Source organism: Fodinicola feengrottensis, assembly GCF_039530045.1.
Classification (GTDB): Bacteria; Actinomycetota; Actinomycetes; order Mycobacteriales; family HKI-0501; genus Fodinicola; species Fodinicola feengrottensis.
Genome location: NZ_BAAANY010000019.1, coordinates 124,911 through 142,656, shown reverse-complemented (window position 1 = coordinate 142,656; position 17,746 = coordinate 124,911). Strand labels below are relative to the sequence as shown.

Below are 17,746 nucleotides of genomic sequence, written 5' to 3'. Positions count from 1 at the left end.
CGAGTGTGGGGTTTTGTCCGGCACTCGACGCTGGACCTGTTGTTGGTGGGGCTGGAGTTACTGTCGAGGTGTTGCCGTCCCGCATGTTGGGATGGGGATGTTGATCATGGGACAATCGCGCACTTTTCTCGAGAAGGTGCGGGGTTGTCCCATGATCAACGGCGCTAGCTGCGGACAGCGGTCGCTGGGTGGCGGTCGCCACCTGGAGAGTCGCGACGACTGGAGTCGCACAACATCGGTTTAGGATTGTTTGTGTTGCCGAGACAGGGAGAAATGGGCCGATGCTGAAGATTTTCGCCGAGCTTTCCACGCCTCTGGTGGCGGACGCGTGCTTGCGGGCGGAGGTGCCGTTGCGGGTGGCGCCGGCTGGGATGGGTGCGGTCGTACGAGGGCACCGGCTTGCTGGGCGGGTGTTGCCGGCGCGGCATTACGGCAGTGTGGACGTGTTTCTGGAGGCGTACGGGCAGGCCGAGCCAGGCGATGTGTTGGTGGTGGACAACGGCGGGCGGCGAGATGAGGCCTGCGCGGGGGATCTCACGGTGCTGGAGGCGGCGTCGGCCGGAGTGGCCGGGGTGGTGATTTGGGGGCTGCATCGGGATACCCGGGAGTTGGTGGAGATCGGGATCCCGGTGTTCAGCTACGGCAGTTATCCGTCCGGTCCGGTGCGGCTGGACGAGCAGGAGGCGGACGCGCTCACCACAGCGCGCATCGGGTCGTACGAGGTGAGTCGCGACGACGTGGTTTTCGGTGACGACGATGGAGTTCTGTTCGTGCCCGCTGGCCGGCTCGACGAGATTTTGGCGATCGCGCAACAGATCTGCCGGACCGAGCGCGACCAGGTGGACCGGATCAAGGCTGGCGACACGTTGCGCCAGCAGACGGCTTTCGATGACTACCTGGCTCGCCGGGCGGCTGATCCGGCGTACACGTTCCGCCGGCACCTGCGGCGGCTCGACGGAGCCATCGAGGAATAGTCAGGTAAGCCAGCTGGCGATGTGATGGGACATCTCGGCGAAGTCGGAGTCGTCGTCTTCCACGGCACCCAGGAGATTGTCGACGGCGCGGGCCTGAGACCAGCGGCGGGCGCGTTCGCCATCGAGGTCGCCGGCTTCGACGATGATGGCGACCCGGCGCAGCAGCGCTCGGCGGGTGTTGCCGGTGGCGACCAAGTCGTCCCAGAGGTTGTGCAGCGCCGGCAGCACATCGAATTCCGGCTCACCCGCCACGCCCTTCGGATCGAGCGCGAGCCACGAGTCGTTGCTGGCCGCGAGAACGTTGTGTTGGTGCAGGTCACCGTGTACGAGCAAAGGCCGCTCAACAAGCAGCTGCTGGCAGGTGGCGACCGCGAAATCGACGAGTTCGCGCTCGCAGGGGCGGCCGAGACGCTCCCATTGTGCGGGCAACTCGGTGGCCCAGCGGGCCGCGGTGTCGTTTTGCCGGGTCAGGATGCCGGGCTCGTCGCCGACCGGGATCGCCAGCCGGCGGAGCAGGCCGCCGATCACTGCCGCGCCGAGCTCATGGTCGACACTTGCCAGCGACCGGGAGCTGTCCAGCCGCTCCAAGAGCAGCGCATTCGTGCCGTACCACTGGCCACGATGATCGACGCCGCGGGTGCCGTCGATGATGGGCGCGGCGCGGAGCAGCCGTACGGCGCCTTGCCCACCCCAGCGGCGCAGCGCCTCGGCTTCGGGGTGGTTGTCGGGCCCGGTGATGCCGACCTTCAGGACGGCTTTATCGCCGTCGGCGGTGGTCACCGGGAGGACGATCGCGCACAAGCCGTGCATGGGCGGCTGGTCGGGGTCGGCGATGGTCAGCCGCCAGTCGTCCAGAAGCCGTTTGACGTGCCCCGGCAGCTCGCCGAGCCACCGGTCGGCCTGGTCCTGGAGCAGCGTTCTCACACCGTCGACGTATTCTCCCGGCAGATCGGTCATATCAGCGAGTATTGCTGGCGATCGACCGTACGCCCAGGAATTTTCGCCGCCCCGCGGAGTCGATCCGCCAGGTTGTCAGCCCTCGACACTAAGGTTCACAAACAAGGGTTCACCGCAGGAACCGCGAATGATCCGGGGTGACAGTGATTCAGGGTGACCAGACGGCGCGAGTGGGCGCCGGCAGCACCGTACGCACCGCGGTGATCTGGCGTGGGTTGCAGGCCGAGATCGACCGGCGCGCTGCCGACGGGCCGTTGCGGGTGGTCGACGTCGGCGGCGGCAGCGGCGGGTTCGCGGTGCCGCTGGCTTGTCAGGGGCACCACGTCAGCGTGGTCGACCCGAGCCCGAACGCGCTCGCCACCCTCAGCCGCCGAGTGATCGACGCGGGCGTCGCGGACCGTGTGACGGCGGTGCAGGGAGATGTCGCGACGCTGATCACCGCGGTCGGAGCGCAGGCCGCTGACCTGGTGTTGTGCCACAGCGTGCTGGAATATGTGGACGATCCGGCCGCCGCGGTGGTGGCCATCCGGGCCGTGCTGCGCCCGGGCGGGCTCGCCAGCGTGGTGCTGGCCAACCGGGCCGCGGCGGTGTTGGCCAAGGCCATTGGCGGGCATTTCCAGCTGGCCGCCGCGGGGCTGCAGGACGCCGATGGCAGGTTTCCGGGCGGAGACACCGCGTTGCGGCGGTACGACCCGGTCAGTGCCGCCGCGCTGCTGGCCGGTGCCGGCCTGACTGTCGAGCAGGTCCACGGCGTAAGGGTGGTGGCCGACCTGGTGGCCGGCACGGTCGATATCGAGCACCCGACCGATGACCTGCTGAGCCTGGAGCTGGCGCTGTCCGACCAGCTGCCCTATCGAGACCTCGCGACCCAGTTGCATTTACTGGCCCGACGATGAGTCCGAAGATGGGCCCGACATGAGCAGCGAAACGAGCGCGGTACGGCTGCCGGCGTACGGCACCGGCTCGCTCGCCGAGGTGATGCCGTCGGTCGCCGCGGTGCTTGGCGTGCCCGGATACGACGACGTGCTCGGCATCCAGGCCTTAGCCGGTGGGTCCTTCAAGCGGGCATGTGTGCTGCTGATCGACGGGCTCGGCTGGAACGCGCTGCGTGCGCATCTGGACGAGGCGCCGACCCTGAACGCGATGGCGGGGCGGTCGATCACCACGGCGTTTCCGGCCACCACTGCGACCAGCGTCACCACGGTCGGCACCGGCCTGCCGCCAGGCCTGCATGGAGTTTTGGGCTACCAGGTCGCCATCCCCGGCACTGGCCGCCTGATGAATTCACTGCGTTGGGACCGCGAAGTCGACCCGCTGACCTGGCAGCCGTACGAGCCGGTGCTGGCCCGCGCCGCCGGCTTCGGTCTCGCCGTCGCACACGTTGGGCCTGGATTTCACAACGGCAGTGGGTTGACCAGGGCGTCCGCTCGCGGCGGTCGGTTCCGTCCGGCGTACAGCCTCGGCGACTTGGCTTATGGGGCCGCCGACGCGACCGCGAGCGCCGACCGCGCGCTCACCTATGCGTATTTCGCGGAGTTGGATACCACCGGCCACATGCGTGGCTGGCAGTCCGAGGCCTGGCGGGCCGAGTTGGCGCAGGTCGACCTGCTGGTACGCACCCTGCGGGCGGCCTTGCCGCCGGACGCGGCGCTGGTGGTGATCGCCGACCACGGGATGATTGACGTGCCACCGGCCGGCCGGCTGGACGCCGACGAGTGGCCCGCCCTGTGGGAGGGCGTGGCATTGCTCGGCGGCGAGGGTCGGGCCCGCCATGTGTACGCGCAACCTGGCGCGGAAGCCGACGTGTTGGCCGCGTGGACCGACGTCCTCGGACCGGACACGCTGGTGGTGAGCCGCGACCAGGCGATCGCGGACGGCTGGTTCGGACCGAAGGTGGACGACCGGGTGCGTCCCCGGATCGGGGACGTGGTGACAGCGCCTGGCGCCGGTGTCGCGGTGATCGCCACCGAGGCCGAGCCATTGGAGTCTTCGCTGGTCGGACTGCACGGCGGCATGGTGCCGGACGAACAGCTGGTCCCGTTGCTGGTGTCTTCCGGGGCCGGCTAGCGGTGGGCCGCAGCCAGCATCTGCCGCGGATGGCGACCAAGCCCGGCGAGGTCGGCGACGACACCGGCTGCACCATTCTGCACGTCGACATGGACGCCTTCTTCGTGTCCGTCGAGCTGCGCACCCGCCCCGAGCTGCGGGGGAAACCGGTTGTTGTGGGTGGCACCGGCGGCCGCGGGGTGGTGTCGTCGGCGAGCTACGAGGCGCGCGCTTTCGGCGTACGCAGCGCCATGCCCACCGGGGTCGCCCGCCGGCTCTGCCCCAATGCCGTCTTCCTGCCGGTCAGCCACGGCGCGTACGGCGAGGTGTCCCGCGATGTGATGGCGATTTTCGCTGACGTCACGCCGATGGTGGAACAGTTGAGCGTCGACGAGGCGTTCCTGGACGTGACCGGCGCGGTCCGGCTGCTCGGACCGCCAGCCAGCATCGCCGAGCAGATTCGCCGCCGGGTCGAGGCCGAGCAGCACATCACTTGCTCGGTGGGGGTGGCGTCGACCAAGTTCATCGCGAAACTCGCGTCCTCGCTGTGCAAACCGGACGGCAAGCTGGTCGTACCGAAAAACTCCATCCTGGAGTTCCTGCACCCGCTGCCGGTTGGTGCGCTGTGGGGCGTTGGCCAGCGGACCGAGGAGATCCTGACCCGGGCAGGGTGCAAAACCGTCGGCGATGTGGCCGCGATGCCGTTGCGTACGCTGCAGAAAACCGTCGGAGCGGCGGCCGGCGCGCATCTTTTCGAGCTGGCCAACGGACGCGACCCGCGCCGGGTCTCCGTGGAGGAGCACGACAAGTCCATCGGCTCCGAGGAAACCTTCGACATCGACGTCACCGATCACCGCCGGATGCACAAGGAAATCCTGCACCTGGCCACAAAAGTGGGCGAGCGGCTGCGTTCCAGCGGCTATTCCGGTCGTACGGTCAGCATCAAGGTCCGGTTCGCCGACTTCAAAACGATCACCCGCTCGCGTACGTTGCACCAGTCCACCGACAGCGGCCACGAGATTTACGCGACCGCCCGCGGTCTGTACGACGCCCTACGGCTCGACCAGCCGCGTATTCGGCTGATCGGCGTACGAGTGGAGCACCTCGGCGACGGTGCCGGCGGCAGCGAGCAGTTGATGTTCGGCGACCCGGACCACGGTTGGCGCGACGCCGAACAGGCCGTCGACGCCGCCGCGAAACGGTTCGGCTCCGGAGCGATCCGCCCCGCTACCCTGGTGCCGCGAAAACAGGCGCCTAATAAGTCGGAGCCGGCAACATAGTCATGCAGGCATAGTCGGGAAGTGCTGGGAATGTCGCCGGGTGCGGGTCTGGCCCGGCCTTCACGTCGATCAGCGTCCATCCCGGCGAAGCCAGCGCGGCCGACGCCGAGTTGATCTGCTTGGACTGGACCACGTGCCCGTGCTGGCCGAGCATGGCGACCACCCGAGCGTTGAAATCGTCGGGGTGGGTGGAAAGTCGGGCGCCGTGTACGTACCAGATGCGGGTCGCGCCGGCGAGGATCGGCGCGAGCGTCTCGGGATGGCAGGTCTTCTGCGGGCCGAGGGTGGCAAGGCCCACCACCGGCAGGTGGAAGTGTCGGCCGTACCAAGCGATCAGCGGCTTGCTGAAGGCATAGCCGACGACCCGGTCGCCGGGTTCCAGTCGGGTCGCCACATCGGCCAGCACGTCTCGGCCCGGGTCGCGATACTGCGGAGTGGTGACCTCTTTGTACGCACCGGCGACCGCCGGCTGGGCAATGGCGGCGGTGGTGCCGAGCGACAGGACCGTACCGATGGCGAGCACGACGCCGACCGCGGTGCCGATCGGCCGCGTACGGCTCCACCACTGTGCTGCCGAAACCTCTGTTGCCGAACCCTGTGTTGCCGAACCCTGTGCTGCTGAGGCCTGTTTTCCTGACACCGCGGTGAAAGCGCGTACGCAGCCACGGACCGCGCCGTCGACGCAGGCCGTGATGGCCAGCGCGACTGGTGCCAACAGGTAGAGCGACACCCGGTCCTGCACCGGCAGGCCCTGCACGGCGGCCGCGCAGATCGCCACGCCCAGCACCGCGGTCAACAGTGCGGCCCACAACAGCCGGCCCCGCAGAACCAGCGACACCAGCCCGCCGATCACCAGCAACAGCACCAAAACGGGCGCCCCCCACATCAGCGGGGACTGCACGAAACCGCCCCACATCCGGGGCAGCCACTCGATGATCTGCGGCAGGTTCGAGTGTGCCGGCGGGAAACCGGTCGGGAAGTAGCCGTTCTGGTCGGCCAGTTGCGGCAGCATCCGGCGGCGGAAGACGACCACCGCGGTCAGCGCGAGGACCGGGATGCTGCCGAGCAGGAAGGCCTTCATGTCGGGGAATCGCTTGCGGATCCAGAGATGCAGCACCACGGCAGCGAGTGCGGCCGCGATGACGACCATCGCGCTGTAGCTGAACACCGCGGCGATCATGCCGATCACGATCCAGGTGATGAGCCGCCGGCGCCGGGTCAGGTGCTGCCGGTCGTCAGCCGCGTACATGTCGGCGGCCAGCAGCACGAGCAGCGCGATCGCGGCCTCGGTGGTGTATTGCTTCAGCTCGCCCGCGTACGTCAGAAGCATCGGCGAGGTGGCCAGCAGCAGCCCGGTCAGCAGTGCGGCCCACCTGCCGATCGCCCGGCAGGCCAGCACGACCCCGAGGATGAGCGTGGCCACCGCGGCGACCATCGCCGGCAGCCGGAGCGCCTGCTCGCTCTCACCGAGCACCTTCAGGAAGCTCTTCTCGGTGACCAGCCAGCCCAGCGGGGCGATCTGGTAATACCGCAGGGCGCCGAAAAGTCCGCGTACGCCGAGGTCGCGGACGTTCGCGGCGATGTAGAGCTCGTCGTTCCAAAAGCCCCGATCGCTCAGCCAGACCCGGACGGCGCCGGCGGTGCCGGCCAGGATCACGACTGTCACCAGAATCCCGTACACCCAGTTGGTCACCGGACTGAGCCAGCCGCCCCGGCCGGCGGGGCTGGTGGTGGGAGCCGGGTCGGCCTGCTTCTGCTCGGGCGCGGTGGGTTCGGTGTCGACAGAATGTGATCCGGGCATGCGCGGGATCTTTCCAGGGGCGCCGGAAGGACCCCGATCCGGCCCGGCTGGGCCGGATCGGGAGGTCATCGAGAGGTCATCGGGACGTACGGCTGCCAATCCTCGCGGTTCTGTGACGGGATGCTCACAGAGATGGCACCCTTGACCGTGGCGCCCATCTTTCCGGACGGGCGCCGTGCTCGTAGACTGTTGTTACTACGCCGTCAGTTCGGGGTACCTCAGAGGTAGCAAACAGATCGACCGTCAACCGGCGGGGGATACTCTTCCCTCGCCCTGGCGGGCGTGGCCGAGTCGCAGGAGGAGTGCCGTGCCGCTCTCCGAGCATGAACAGCACCTGCTCGAGCAGATCGAGCGTGCGCTGGTCGCCGAAGACCCCAAGTTCGCCTCGACCGTACGCGCCGCCGATCCGCGTCACCATGTCCGTCGCCGGATGGTGCTGGCCGGCATCGTCGCGGTCGTCGGGCTGGCGCTGGTGTGTGTCGGCGTGATCTTCGGCAAGCCGGACGTGTGGGGTGTGCCGATCGTTGCCGCCGTCGGCTTCCTCGCGATGTTCGGTGGCCTGGTCTTCGGACTCAGCGCCTACCGGCACCGCCAGTTGGAGGCGCCCGGTGCGAGTTCCGAGGAAGGCGGCGAGCGCCGCCGCGGCTCGCTGATGGACCGGCTGGAAGATCGCTGGCGTCGCCGCCCGAACCGCTGGACCTCGTAAGTTTCGGTGCCTACCGAAGAAGATCTCGTTTTCCTTGGTGCCCGGCAGCTCGCTGCTGACATCGGAGCTGGTGAGCTGTCCGCACGCGAAGTGCTGGACGCGCACCTGCGCCGCATCGAGCGAGTCAACCCGGCTGTCAACGCGATCGTCACGCTGATCGCCGATCGGGCCATGGAGCAGGCCGTACGGGCCGACCAGCTGGCCGCTTCGGGTGGACCGTTGGGCCCGCTGCACGGTGTTCCGATCGCCCATAAAGACACCAACATGACGGCCGGCATCCGGACCACCCTGGGCTCGCCGGTGTTCGCCGACCAGATCCCGGACCACGACGACCTGGTGGTGGCCCGGCTGCGGGCCGCCGGCGCGATCAGCATGGGCAAGACGAACGTGCCGGAGTTCGGCGCCGGGGCGCACACTTTCAACCCGCTCTTCGGGCCGACCCGCAACCCGTACGCGCTGGACCGCTCGGCCGGCGGCAGCAGCGGGGGAGCCGCGGCCGCGGTCGCCACCGGCATGCAGCCGCTCGCGGACGGCAGCGATTTCGGTGGCTCGCTGCGGTTCCCGGCCTCCTTCTGCAACGTCGTCGGCCTGCGCCCGTCAGCCGGCCGCGTCCCGGCCTATCCAGCCGCGCTCGGGTGGGCGTGGCTGCCCGTCGACGGGCCGATCGCCCGTACGGTCGCCGACGTCGCCTTTGGGCTGTCCGTGATGGCCGGTCCGGACGACCGTTCACCGCTCTCGCTGCCGGAGCCGGGAGAGGTGTTCAGCGCAGCCTTGGACCGTGACCCCGCCGGGTTGCGAGTGGCCTACTCGACCGACCTCGGCGGCACGCTGCCGGTCGACCCGGAGGTCAGGGCCGTCATCGCGGCCGCGGCCGGAGTCTTCGAACGGCTCGGCGCCCACGTCACCGAGGACTGCCCAGACCTCTCTGGTGCCAACGACTGCTTCCGTACGCTCCGGGCCGCGTCCTTCGCGTACACCCTCGGACCGCTGGTGGACGCCCATCCTGGCCTGATCAAGCAAACGGTCGTCGAGAACGTGGCGGCCGGCCGACGACTGTCCGCCGCGGACATCATGGCCGCACAGGAGCAGCGGACCACCCTCTACCGGCGGATGCGCGCCTTCTTCGACTCGTACGACGTGCTGGCCCTGCCCGTCAGCCAGCTGCCGCCCTTCGACGTGGACCTGGAGTTCCCCACCGAGATCGACGGCACCGCGACCCCGCACTACCTGGACTGGATGCGGTCCTGCACCGACATCTCCGCCACCGGCCTGCCGGCGCTGTCCGTACCGGCCGGCTTCACCCGCGATGGCCTGCCGGTTGGGCTGCAGCTGGTCGGCCGCTGGCACGGTGACTTCGACCTGCTGCAGATCGGCCATGCCTTCGAACAAGCCACCCAGCACGGCCAGCACCGCCCGCGAATGTAACGAAACGGACAAAACTGAGCTGTTTCGTCACATTCGCGGGTGTCAGCCGCGAGGGGCGGACCTGGGGAAGCGGAAAACGCGGCCGACGGCGTGGCGTACCCGCCAGACCCATTCCGCGGTCGCCTCGCTCCATCGGCTCGTCGGCTCCGACAGCGCGGCCAGCGCGGACGCCGGCAGCAGGGCGGCTCGCCAGCGGCGACGCTTGGACACCGCGCGGCTGAGCTGCCGGCCTACGGTCGCGGCCGCTTCGTCCAGACCCTGCGCCGGCGCCGCGTGCGGCGCGTATCTGGCCTGCTCCTCGGCACTGGCCAGCAAGTCGATCGCGCTGACCCCGGCGGCGTCCAGGCTCGCCTCGGATTCCAGCCGTTCGGCCGTGCTTCGCGGTGTTTCCGAGACGTCCAGTGGGAACTGCAGGTCGGCCGCGGTGTCCAGGACCTCGTCCCAGCCGGCGTGCGCGGCCGTGGTCGGTCTGCCGGCCTTCGCGATGGTCATCCGGCGGCGCCGGATGCGACTGCGCAGCATCGTGGGCACCAGCATGCACAGCAACACGGCCAGCAGCAGCCCCAGGCCCCACCACAGGGCCGGCGGCGGGCCGGTCGGTGCCAGTCCGTTGGCGGCTGGGTCGGCGCTGTCCTGCTGCTGGTCCAGCTTGCTTCGGGACTTTCCGGCGGCGCCGGTCGAGGCGCTTGCGGTGGGCGCCGCGTTCGGGGTGGTGCTGCCAGCGGCGCCCTGGCCGCCGTCCGGCTGGGTCCACGGCAGCGGGGTCCGTACGGTGTTCGGGTCCGGCGGGGTCGGGTCGAAAGGCACCCAGCCCAGGCCCTTGAAGTAGATCTCCACCCAGGCGTGCGCGTCGTGGGCGTGCATCGAGTACGTGCCATCGGCGATCTTGCGGCCCTGGGTGAAACCGACGGCGACTCGGGCCGGCAGGCCGGCCAGCCGCGCCATGTACGTCATGGCCGAGGCGTACTGCTCGCAGTAGCCGCGCTTGTTCTGCAGGAAGTCGACCAGATCGTTGCCGCTGTTGCCAGGCCTGGTCGAGGTGTCGTAGACGAAGCCGTTGCCGCGGAAATACTGGTCGATGGCGTTTGCCTTGTCGATCCAGGTCGTCTTGCCGCGGATGAGCGGGTCGACGATGCCCTGCACCTGCGCGAGCACCGGCACCGCGCCGTAGTGCTGCATGATCGGGTCGCTGGTGGGCAGCTTCGGCGCCGCCTCCAGGGCGGACAGGTCGTAGTCCACGTGGGTGGAGGTGAACTGGTAGGTGGCGGTGCCGGTCTTGCCGTACGGGCTGAAGATGTTGCCCGACAGCGAGTCGAGGTGCCAGTCGCCGTCGATGTCGACCTTGGTGCTGTTCGGGTAGACCGGCAGATACGGCGAGGCAGTCAGGCCGGTGATCTTCACGCTGCTCTTCACCGTGTGGTGCGCGGCGTTGGCGTCCACACCGGGCGCCGCGATTGGCCCACTTGTGACCCGGTTGCGGGCGCTGCTCTTCGCGTCGCCGGGGGACCAGCCGGCCTGCGGGCCGGACGGGGTGAAGGTGTCGAGCGTGGCCAACCGCAGATATTGCAGCTGCTGGCTCGTCTCGTTGGTGTGCAACTGCAGCATCTCGCTGTTGCTGGGCTGGGTGAGCTGGCCCTTCAGGGTGGAGATCGGGTTGACCAGGGTGGCCCGGCCGGCGCCGGGCCCGCCGAAGCCGCCGCCGTTGAACAGCGCGGCCAGGTTGCTGCCTGGCAGGCTGGGCAGCAGCAGCGGAATCACCACGGCGACCGCGATCCCGATCAGGCCGATCCGGCGGCCGGCGGCTCCGATCGGGGTGTTGGTGACATCGCCGGAGGTCGAGTCCATCGGCGTACGGGCCGGCCGCATCATCCGGCCCCAGCCGCGGATCCGGTCCCGGTGGTCGGTGGAGATCAGCCAGAGATAGCCGCCCGCCCCGAGGACGAACAGCGGCCACGGGATCCCGGTGCCGGTCACCGACACCGGGATCGCGTAGAGCGCCAGCATCGGCAGGCCGGCGAGCGCCGGCCGGCGCAGGCCCACCGCGACGATGTCGGCGACGATCGCGACCATCCCGACGCCGACGGTGGTCAGCAAGACCAGGCCGGCCGAGGCGTTGGTGGGCGTGCTTTGCGTGACCACGTCACTGACCCCGCCGCGGACCAGCGAGGACAGCGCCTCCAGGCTCTGCGGGGTGGGGACAATCCCGAACCAGTTCCCGGTCCGTACCAGGATGAGGACGACGTAGAGCGCCAGCCCGACGACCATTACCGCTGGTTGCAGCCACAGCGGGACGCGGAGCAGCCGAGCGAAGGCGGCGGACGCGGCGACCGCCACCATCGCGCCCACCACCGGCAGCAGCCAGCCCCAGATGGAGTTGAAGATCGGTCCGAGCGCGGTCGCCGACAGCAGGACCGCGATGGACACCACAACGGTCCGGCGCAGCTGCCAGGACAGTGCGGACATGGTGGGCATCAGCGCGGTCCCTCGATTCCGCTCGCGGTCGGCAGTTCCAGCGTCGAGCCGCCGCGGCCGGACCAGGTGGTCACCTGCCGCCAGAGTTTCTCCAGCGGGTCACCGTGGCCGGCCTCCACGACCTTCCAGCCAGCGCCGCGCAGCAGCTGGACGGACAGGTCGTACGCCTCCCGGGTGGCGACCATCTCCGTCTCGCCGGCCTGCCGGGTCCAGGTGGTGGTGTCCAGCAACAGTGCGGCGCACGGCCGGCCACCCTGGGACAGGTTGGCGAGCTCCGCGGCGGCTTCGTCGTCCAGCAAGCCGAGAACGGCGATCAGGACGCCGTCGCCGCCGTGCTTACGCAGCCGGGTGACGCCGTCGGTGAAGTGCCGTTGGTGCGACAACCGGGCGCCGGCGAGCAAGTCCATAAGAGGGCCGTCCGTGGAGTGCCGGCTGGTCTCTACCTCGGTACCGATGTCGGTCACCGTCTTCAGCGTGTAGCCGCGGCCGTACAGGTGCACGGCCATGCTGGCGACCGCCGAGACCGACCACTCGAAGCTCGAGCCGGGTCCGTCGCCGCGGTGGCCGATCGCCCGGGTGTCCAGCAGCAGGCTGGCCCGGCTGTGCCAGGGCTGCTCCTCGCGGCGAACCATCAGGGCGCCCACCCGCGCGGTCGACTTCCAGTGCACCTTGCGCAGGTCGTCGCCGATTCGGTATTCGCGGGTGGCCGCGTCGTCCTCGCCGTGCACGGCGGCCGTACGCCCGCGGTTGTCGCCGGTGCCCTGCCGCTGGCCGGTCAGCTGGACCGCCGGCAGCGGCTTCGCGGCCGGGATCACCGACAGCCGCTCAGTGCCGGTGAACGACTTGTTCAGCGCGCACAGCCCGAACGGGTCGGTGACCCGGACCTGCAGCGGGCCGAGCTGGTAGTGGCCGCGTACGTCCGCGCGGGCCTGGTAGCTGACCCGGGCCGACTGCCGGGACCACAGTCGGTCCAGCACGAACCGCGGCCGGCTGCCCAGCGCGTACGGCAGCTGTTCCTCCAGCAGGAGCACCCCGGTTGGCAGCCGCGAGGTGTTCTCCACCGTCAGGGTGACCTTGACCGGCTTGCCGGCTGGCACCCGGTCAGGGCTCAGCGTGCGTCGGCACGACATCAGATAGCGGGTCCTGGCCACCGCCAGCGACGACAGGATGGGCAGCAGGATCAGGAGCACGGCTACTCGTAGCAGGTCGTTCTCGCCCAGGATCAGCGCGCACACGGCGCTGGCGATCCCGGCGGCCAGGAAACTCCGGCCACGCAGTGTGAGTCCCCGCAGCGCGGAGAACACTAATGTGTCCGGGCGGTCGGGACCGGGACCCGGCGGAGCAGCTCATGCACGATCTGCTCGGCCGTACGGCGGTGGGACTGCGCCTCGGAGCTGGGCAGCAGCCGGTGCGCGAGGACCGGCAGCGCCAGGTGCTGGACGTCGTCGGGCAGCACGTATTCACGGCCGACCAGGGCGGCGGCCGCACGTGCGGTGCGCAGCAGGTGCAGGGTGGCCCGCGGGCTGGCGCCCAGCCGCAGGTCCGGGTGCTGGCGGGTGGAGGCGACGAGCTCCACCGCATATTGCTTCACCGGGTCGGATACGTGCGTACGCCGGACGATGTCGATCATCGCGCGGATCTGGGCCGCGTCGGCGACCGCGCGCAACGAGGCCAGCGGGTCGGTCATGCCGTGCTGGTCGATCATCGCCAGCTCGGCCTCCTGGGCCGGGTAGCCCATCGCGATGCGGGCGGTGAACCGGTCCCGCTGCGCCTCCGGCAGCGGGTAGGTGCCCTCCATCTCGATCGGGTTCTGGGTGGCCACCACCATGAACGGGCTCTGCAGCTGGTACGTGGTGGAGTCAACCGTGACCTGGTGCTCCTCCATGCATTCCAGCAGCGCCGACTGGGTCTTGGGCGAAGCCCGGTTGATCTCGTCGCCGACCACCAGGTTCGCGAACACCGCGCCGGGCCGGAACTCGAAGTCGTGCGTCTCCTGGTTGTAGACGTTCACACCGGTCACGTCGGTCGGCAGCAGGTCCGGGGTGAACTGGATCCGGCGGACCGAGCAGTCAATGGACCGGGCCAGCGCCTTGGCCAGCATGGTCTTACCCACGCCGGGCACATCCTCGATCAGGAGGTGACCCTCGGCGAGCAGCACGGCGATCGCCAGCCGTACGGTCGAGGTCTTACCAGAAATGACGTTTTCTATGTTGCGGACAATCCGCTGAGCCGCGTCGGCGAGGTCATTGTGGGTGACCAAAGCGCCGCCCGCCGGGATCTGACCGTTCTGCGCCGTCTGGCCAAGCCGAGGCTCGAACTCCTCCAGCATGCCGTGAGCCACCGTCCACTCCTCCCGCTGGCCGCGCATCGTCGGCCCCCGTCGGCCGATGGTTGGGTCCTCGGCCGGTCTATACCCCGTGTGTTCGCTGTGAGCGTCAATCCTCGCAGGTGGACGCTCGCGGCGGCACCGCAACTCCGGATTCCGTTTGCTGTTCGTGATCATTGCTGGTCAGCCCGGTGATGACGGAGTCTTTTCCGGTGTCTTTACGGGCGAACCACCCTGCGTCGTCGTGCAACCGCCACGCCACCAGCCCGGCGACTAACGCGGGTGGACCCACGTCGACACCGACAGTCACCAGCCACGCCGGCGCGCCGATCGTACGCAGGGCCGCCACCGCGAGCAGCGCGAGGCCGGCCAGCTCCAGCCAGCTCCACCATCGCCGCTGGTGGACGGCGATGGCGGCCACCGGCAGCGCCAACGCGATGCCCAGGCCGTAGCCGAGCCAGTCAACCAGCATCCAGTGAGTGTCCCACCGCGGCCCGGCCGATGGCCGATCCGGCGACCAGGTCTGGCCGTACGAGAACCGGACCGGAACCCGGCCGCGCGGTTCCGCGTCCGCGCGACCTGGTGACAGGGCGGTCGGCGCCGGCACGGTAGACTCTTCGCGTGGCGGCATACGGACTGCTCCTTAGTAGGCCGTACTGATCCGCTCCCGCCGGTTGGCGGGACCGCGGCGATCAGTACGGCGACCCCTCCTGCGCGAGGGGTTTTTTCGTGTCTGGGGCACTTCCCGTACCGACAACAGACTTTGTGAACCCGAAGGATTGAGCAGATGAGCACCGAACCCGCTGTTGACGCTTCTGCCGACACGCCCCCGCATCGCTACACGGCCGCGCTGGCGAACCAGATCGAGACCCGCTGGCAGGACCGCTGGCAGACCGAGGGCACCTTCCACGCGCCGAACCCGTCCGGTCCGATGGCCGAGCCCAGGACCGGCCCCGGCGGGGTCGACCTGATCAACCGGCCAAAGATGTATGTGCTGGACATGTTCCCGTACCCGTCCGGCGCCGGCCTGCATGTCGGGCACCCGCTGGGTTACATCGCCACCGACGTGCTGACCCGCTTCCAGCGGATGAACGGCCACAACGTGCTGTACACGATGGGCTTCGATGCTTTCGGCCTGCCGGCTGAACAGTACGCGGTACAGACCGGCACCCATCCGCGAAAGACCACGCAGGAGAACGTCACGGTCTTTCGCCGGCAGCTGCGCCGGCTGGGACTGGGTCACGACGACCGCCGGTCGATCGCCACCACCGATCCCGAGTTCTACCGCTGGACGCAGTGGATCTTCCTGCAGATCTTCAACGCCTGGTTCGACCCTGAGCAGCAGAAAGCCCGTCCGATCGACGAGCTGATCGCCGAATTCTCCGCTGGGCAGCGCGAAACACCGGATGGCCGGGCGTGGTCGGCATTATCCGACGTGGAGCGCCGCGAGATCGTCGACGGCTATCGGCTGACCGTACGATCGGACGCGCCGGTGAACTGGTGCCCGGGTTTGGGCACCGTGCTGGCCAATGAGGAAGTCACCGCCGACGGCCGCAGTGAACGCGGCAATTTCCCTGTGTTCAAGCGGAATCTGACCCAGTGGATGATGCGCATCACGGCGTACGCGGACCGGTTGCTGGCCGACCTGGACCGGATGGACTGGCCGGAGCCAGTGAAGCAGATGCAGCGCAACTGGATCGGCCGTTCGGTCGGTGCGGCGGTGCATTTTGGTACGGACGCTGGACCGCTGACGGTTTTCACCACCCGCCCGGACACCCTGTTCGGCGCCACGTACATGGTGGTGTCGCCGGAGCATTCGATGCTGTCCGCACTGACGCCGGCCGGGTGGCCTGCTGACACCAAACCCGCATGGACCGGCGGGTTCGCGACTCCGGCCGAGGCGGTGGCCGCCTATCAGGCCGAGGCCGCGAAGAAGACCGAGACGGACCGGACCGCGGATTCCCGTGAGAAGACCGGAGTTTTCACTGGTTCGTACGCGATCAACCCGGTCAACGACCAGCGGATCCCGATTTTCACCGCCGACTACGTGCTGACCGGTTACGGCACTGGCGCGATCATGGCGGTGCCCGGCCAGGACCAGCGAGACTGGGATTTCGCGAAGGTTTTCCAGCTGCCGATTATTCGTACGGTGCAGCCGTCCGAAGGTTTCGACGGCGACGCGTATGTGGGCGAGGGCGCCGCGATCAACTCAGCCAACGCCGAGATTTCGTTGAACGGCCTGGAGGTCAAGGCCGCCAAGGCGCTGATCATCGAATGGTTGGAAAAGCGCGGATTCGGCGAGGGCACGGTTCAGTACAAGCTGCGCGACTGGCTGTTCAGCCGGCAGCGCTACTGGGGTGAGCCGTTCCCGATCGTGTACGACGAGACCGGCCTGCCGATCGCCGTACCGGACTCGATGCTGCCGGTCGAGCTGCCCGAGGTCGAGGACTATTCGCCGCGCACTTATGCCGACGACGATGCGAATTCCGCACCGGAACCGCCGCTGGGCAAGGCCACCGACTGGGTCGAGGTCGAGCTGGATCTGGGCGACGGACTGAAAAAGTACCGCCGCGAGACGAACGTGATGCCGCAGTGGGCCGGTTCCTGCTGGTACGAGCTGCGCTACCTGGACCCGACGAACTCCGACGCGCTGGTCGACCCGGCCGTCGAGGAGTACTGGATGGGTCCGCGCGGCGCCGGCGAGGTCGGCGGCGCCGACCTGTATGTCGGCGGGGTCGAGCACGCGGTGCTGCACCTGCTGTATTCGCGGTTCTGGCACAAGGTCCTGTTCGACCTGGGTCACGTGTCCAGCGAGGAGCCCTTCCACCGGCTGATCAACCAGGGTTACATTCAGGCGTACGCGTATCAGGACAGCCGCGGCCAGTACGTCCAGGCCGACCAGGTCACCGAGACGGGCGGCAAGTTCTTCTTCGAGGGCAACGAAGTCAAGCGTGAGTACGGCAAAATCGGCAAGAGCCTGAAGAATGTTGTGACACCGGACGACATGTGCGCGGCTTATGGCGCGGACACGTTCCGGATGTACGAGATGAGCATGGGTCCGTTGGAAACCTCGCGCCCCTGGGACACTCGCGCGGTGGTGGGCGCGCACCGGTTCCTGCAGCGGGTCTGGCGACTGGTCATCGATGAGCAGACCGGGGACGTACACGTCAACGACGACGACGTTGACGAGGAAACGCTGCGGCTGCTGCACAAAACGATCGACGGTGCGCGCCGCGACTACGCCGGCATGAAGGCGAACACCGCGGCCGCGAAGCTGATCGAGCTGACCAACCGGCTGACCGTGGTGGCCGCCGAGCGCGGCGCGGCCCCCCGGGCGGCCGTCGAACCCCTGGTCCTGATGACCGCGCCACTGGCCCCGCACGTGGCCGAAGAACTGTGGTCGCGGCTGGGCCACCCGCAAACCCTGACCTTCGAACCCTTCCCGGAGGCCGATCCCGCGCTGTTGACCGAGGACACCGTCACTTATCCGGTCCAGGTCAACGGAAAAGTCCGCGGCCGGGTCACCGTCCCCGCGGACGCTTCCCAGGACGACGTGCTGGCCGTCGCGTTGGCCGACCCGACCGTCGCGGCTTCCCTCGCCGGCAAGGACATCCGCAAATCCATCGTCGTCCCCGGCCGAATAGTCACCCTGGTCGTCTAGAGGGCTTAAGACGACTTCGTCGTCCAAAGCCCTCTAGCGGCCCACCGCGAACTCGACGTTTTCGTTGTCGACACGCCGAAAGAGGCAACGAAAACGTC

The 17,746-nt window shown here is 68.8% G+C and carries 13 protein-coding genes; 7 read left to right on the top strand and 6 right to left on the bottom strand.

Annotated features, from left to right (window positions below; translation table 11 throughout):
• Positions 1-281: 281 nt before the first annotated feature.
• On the top strand, positions 282-974 hold the full coding sequence (locus tag ABD301_RS23600; RefSeq protein WP_163569191.1) for an RraA family protein: 693 nt from the start codon (positions 282-284) through the stop codon (positions 972-974).
• Here the strand turns inward: ABD301_RS23600 and ABD301_RS23595 are convergent, their stop codons facing one another.
• A complete protein-coding gene (locus tag ABD301_RS23595; protein WP_344312635.1) occupies positions 975-1,931 on the bottom strand; it encodes an aminoglycoside phosphotransferase family protein in 957 nt (318 codons plus the stop codon). It lies immediately after the preceding gene.
• 137 nt (positions 1,932-2,068) lie between these two features.
• Here ABD301_RS23595 and ABD301_RS23590 point away from each other — a divergent pair, with 137 nt between their 5' ends.
• From ABD301_RS23590 to ABD301_RS23580, 3 genes are read left to right on the top strand one after another with little or no spacing between them, the layout of a single operon-like run.
• Entirely contained in the window at positions 2,069-2,827 is a 759-nt protein-coding gene (locus tag ABD301_RS23590) for a methyltransferase domain-containing protein (RefSeq protein ID WP_344312632.1), read from the top strand.
• 19 nt (positions 2,828-2,846) lie between these two features.
• Positions 2,847-3,998: an alkaline phosphatase family protein gene (locus ABD301_RS23585; protein ID WP_344312631.1), complete on the top strand. Its 1,152-nt coding sequence runs from the start codon at positions 2,847-2,849 to the stop codon at positions 3,996-3,998.
• A gap of 29 nt (positions 3,999-4,027) precedes the next feature.
• The gene (locus ABD301_RS23580) at positions 4,028-5,257 is read left to right on the top strand and encodes a DNA polymerase IV (RefSeq protein ID WP_344312629.1); all 1,230 of its coding nucleotides are present in this window, start codon (positions 4,028-4,030) and stop codon (positions 5,255-5,257) included.
• Here the strand turns inward: ABD301_RS23580 and ABD301_RS23575 are convergent.
• On the bottom strand, positions 5,232-7,058 hold the full coding sequence (locus tag ABD301_RS23575) for a glycosyltransferase family 39 protein (protein ID WP_344312628.1): 1,827 nt from the start codon (positions 7,056-7,058) through the stop codon (positions 5,232-5,234). The two genes, ABD301_RS23580 and ABD301_RS23575, sit on opposite strands and share 26 nt — an antisense overlap.
• Before the next feature lie 307 nt (positions 7,059-7,365).
• Between ABD301_RS23575 and ABD301_RS23570 the strand changes: the two genes are divergently transcribed.
• Positions 7,366-7,764, top strand: coding sequence for a DUF3040 domain-containing protein (locus tag ABD301_RS23570; protein WP_163569188.1), 399 nt, complete (start codon positions 7,366-7,368; stop codon positions 7,762-7,764).
• Between the two features lie 6 nt (positions 7,765-7,770).
• Positions 7,771-9,189 carry an amidase gene (locus ABD301_RS23565; RefSeq protein ID WP_163569187.1) on the top strand — a complete coding sequence of 473 codons (1,419 nt, stop codon included), beginning with the start codon at positions 7,771-7,773 and terminating at the stop codon, positions 9,187-9,189.
• Between the two features lie 42 nt (positions 9,190-9,231).
• Here ABD301_RS23565 and ABD301_RS23560 read toward each other — a convergent pair whose 3' ends face one another.
• The 4 genes from ABD301_RS23560 to ABD301_RS23545 form a co-directional block, all read right to left on the bottom strand.
• On the bottom strand, positions 9,232-11,661 hold the full coding sequence (locus tag ABD301_RS23560; RefSeq protein ID WP_344312625.1) for a transglutaminase TgpA family protein: 2,430 nt from the start codon (positions 11,659-11,661) through the stop codon (positions 9,232-9,234).
• A complete protein-coding gene (locus ABD301_RS23555) occupies positions 11,661-12,965 on the bottom strand; it encodes a DUF58 domain-containing protein (protein ID WP_163569184.1) in 1,305 nt (434 codons plus the stop codon). The genes ABD301_RS23560 and ABD301_RS23555 overlap by 1 nt, the downstream gene beginning before the upstream one ends.
• Complete coding sequence (locus ABD301_RS23550) at positions 12,965-14,029, bottom strand: AAA family ATPase (RefSeq protein ID WP_344312622.1); 1,065 nt, start codon at positions 14,027-14,029, stop codon at positions 12,965-12,967. Before ABD301_RS23550 ends, ABD301_RS23555 begins: the two co-directional genes overlap by 1 nt.
• 67 nt (positions 14,030-14,096) lie before the next feature.
• Entirely contained in the window at positions 14,097-14,618 is a 522-nt protein-coding gene (locus ABD301_RS23545) for a hypothetical protein (protein WP_344312621.1), read from the bottom strand.
• Positions 14,619-14,774: 156 nt separating this feature from the next.
• Between ABD301_RS23545 and leuS the strand changes: the two genes are divergently transcribed.
• Positions 14,775-17,648 carry a leucine--tRNA ligase gene (leuS, locus tag ABD301_RS23540; RefSeq protein WP_344312620.1) on the top strand — a complete coding sequence of 958 codons (2,874 nt, stop codon included), beginning with the start codon at positions 14,775-14,777 and terminating at the stop codon, positions 17,646-17,648.
• Positions 17,649-17,746 lie beyond the last annotated feature (98 nt).

Excerpts from the sequence above, each read along its gene's own strand:
- ABD301_RS23600 (WP_163569191.1), top strand. The coding sequence starts at position 282 with ATGCTGAAGATTTTCGCCGAGCTTTCCACGCCTCTGGTGGCGGACGCG.
- ABD301_RS23595 (WP_344312635.1), bottom strand. The coding sequence starts at position 1,931 with ATGACCGATCTGCCGGGAGAATACGTCGACGGTGTGAGAACGCTGCTC.
- ABD301_RS23585 (WP_344312631.1), top strand. The coding sequence starts at position 2,847 with ATGAGCAGCGAAACGAGCGCGGTACGGCTGCCGGCGTACGGCACCGGC.
- ABD301_RS23580 (WP_344312629.1), top strand. The coding sequence starts at position 4,028 with ATGGCGACCAAGCCCGGCGAGGTCGGCGACGACACCGGCTGCACCATT.
- ABD301_RS23575 (WP_344312628.1), bottom strand. The coding sequence starts at position 7,058 with ATGCCCGGATCACATTCTGTCGACACCGAACCCACCGCGCCCGAGCAG.
- ABD301_RS23560 (WP_344312625.1), bottom strand. The coding sequence starts at position 11,661 with ATGCCCACCATGTCCGCACTGTCCTGGCAGCTGCGCCGGACCGTTGTG.
- ABD301_RS23550 (WP_344312622.1), bottom strand. The coding sequence starts at position 14,029 with ATGCGCGGCCAGCGGGAGGAGTGGACGGTGGCTCACGGCATGCTGGAG.
- ABD301_RS23545 (WP_344312621.1), bottom strand. The coding sequence starts at position 14,618 with ATGCCGCCACGCGAAGAGTCTACCGTGCCGGCGCCGACCGCCCTGTCA.
- leuS (WP_344312620.1), top strand. The coding sequence starts at position 14,775 with ATGAGCACCGAACCCGCTGTTGACGCTTCTGCCGACACGCCCCCGCAT.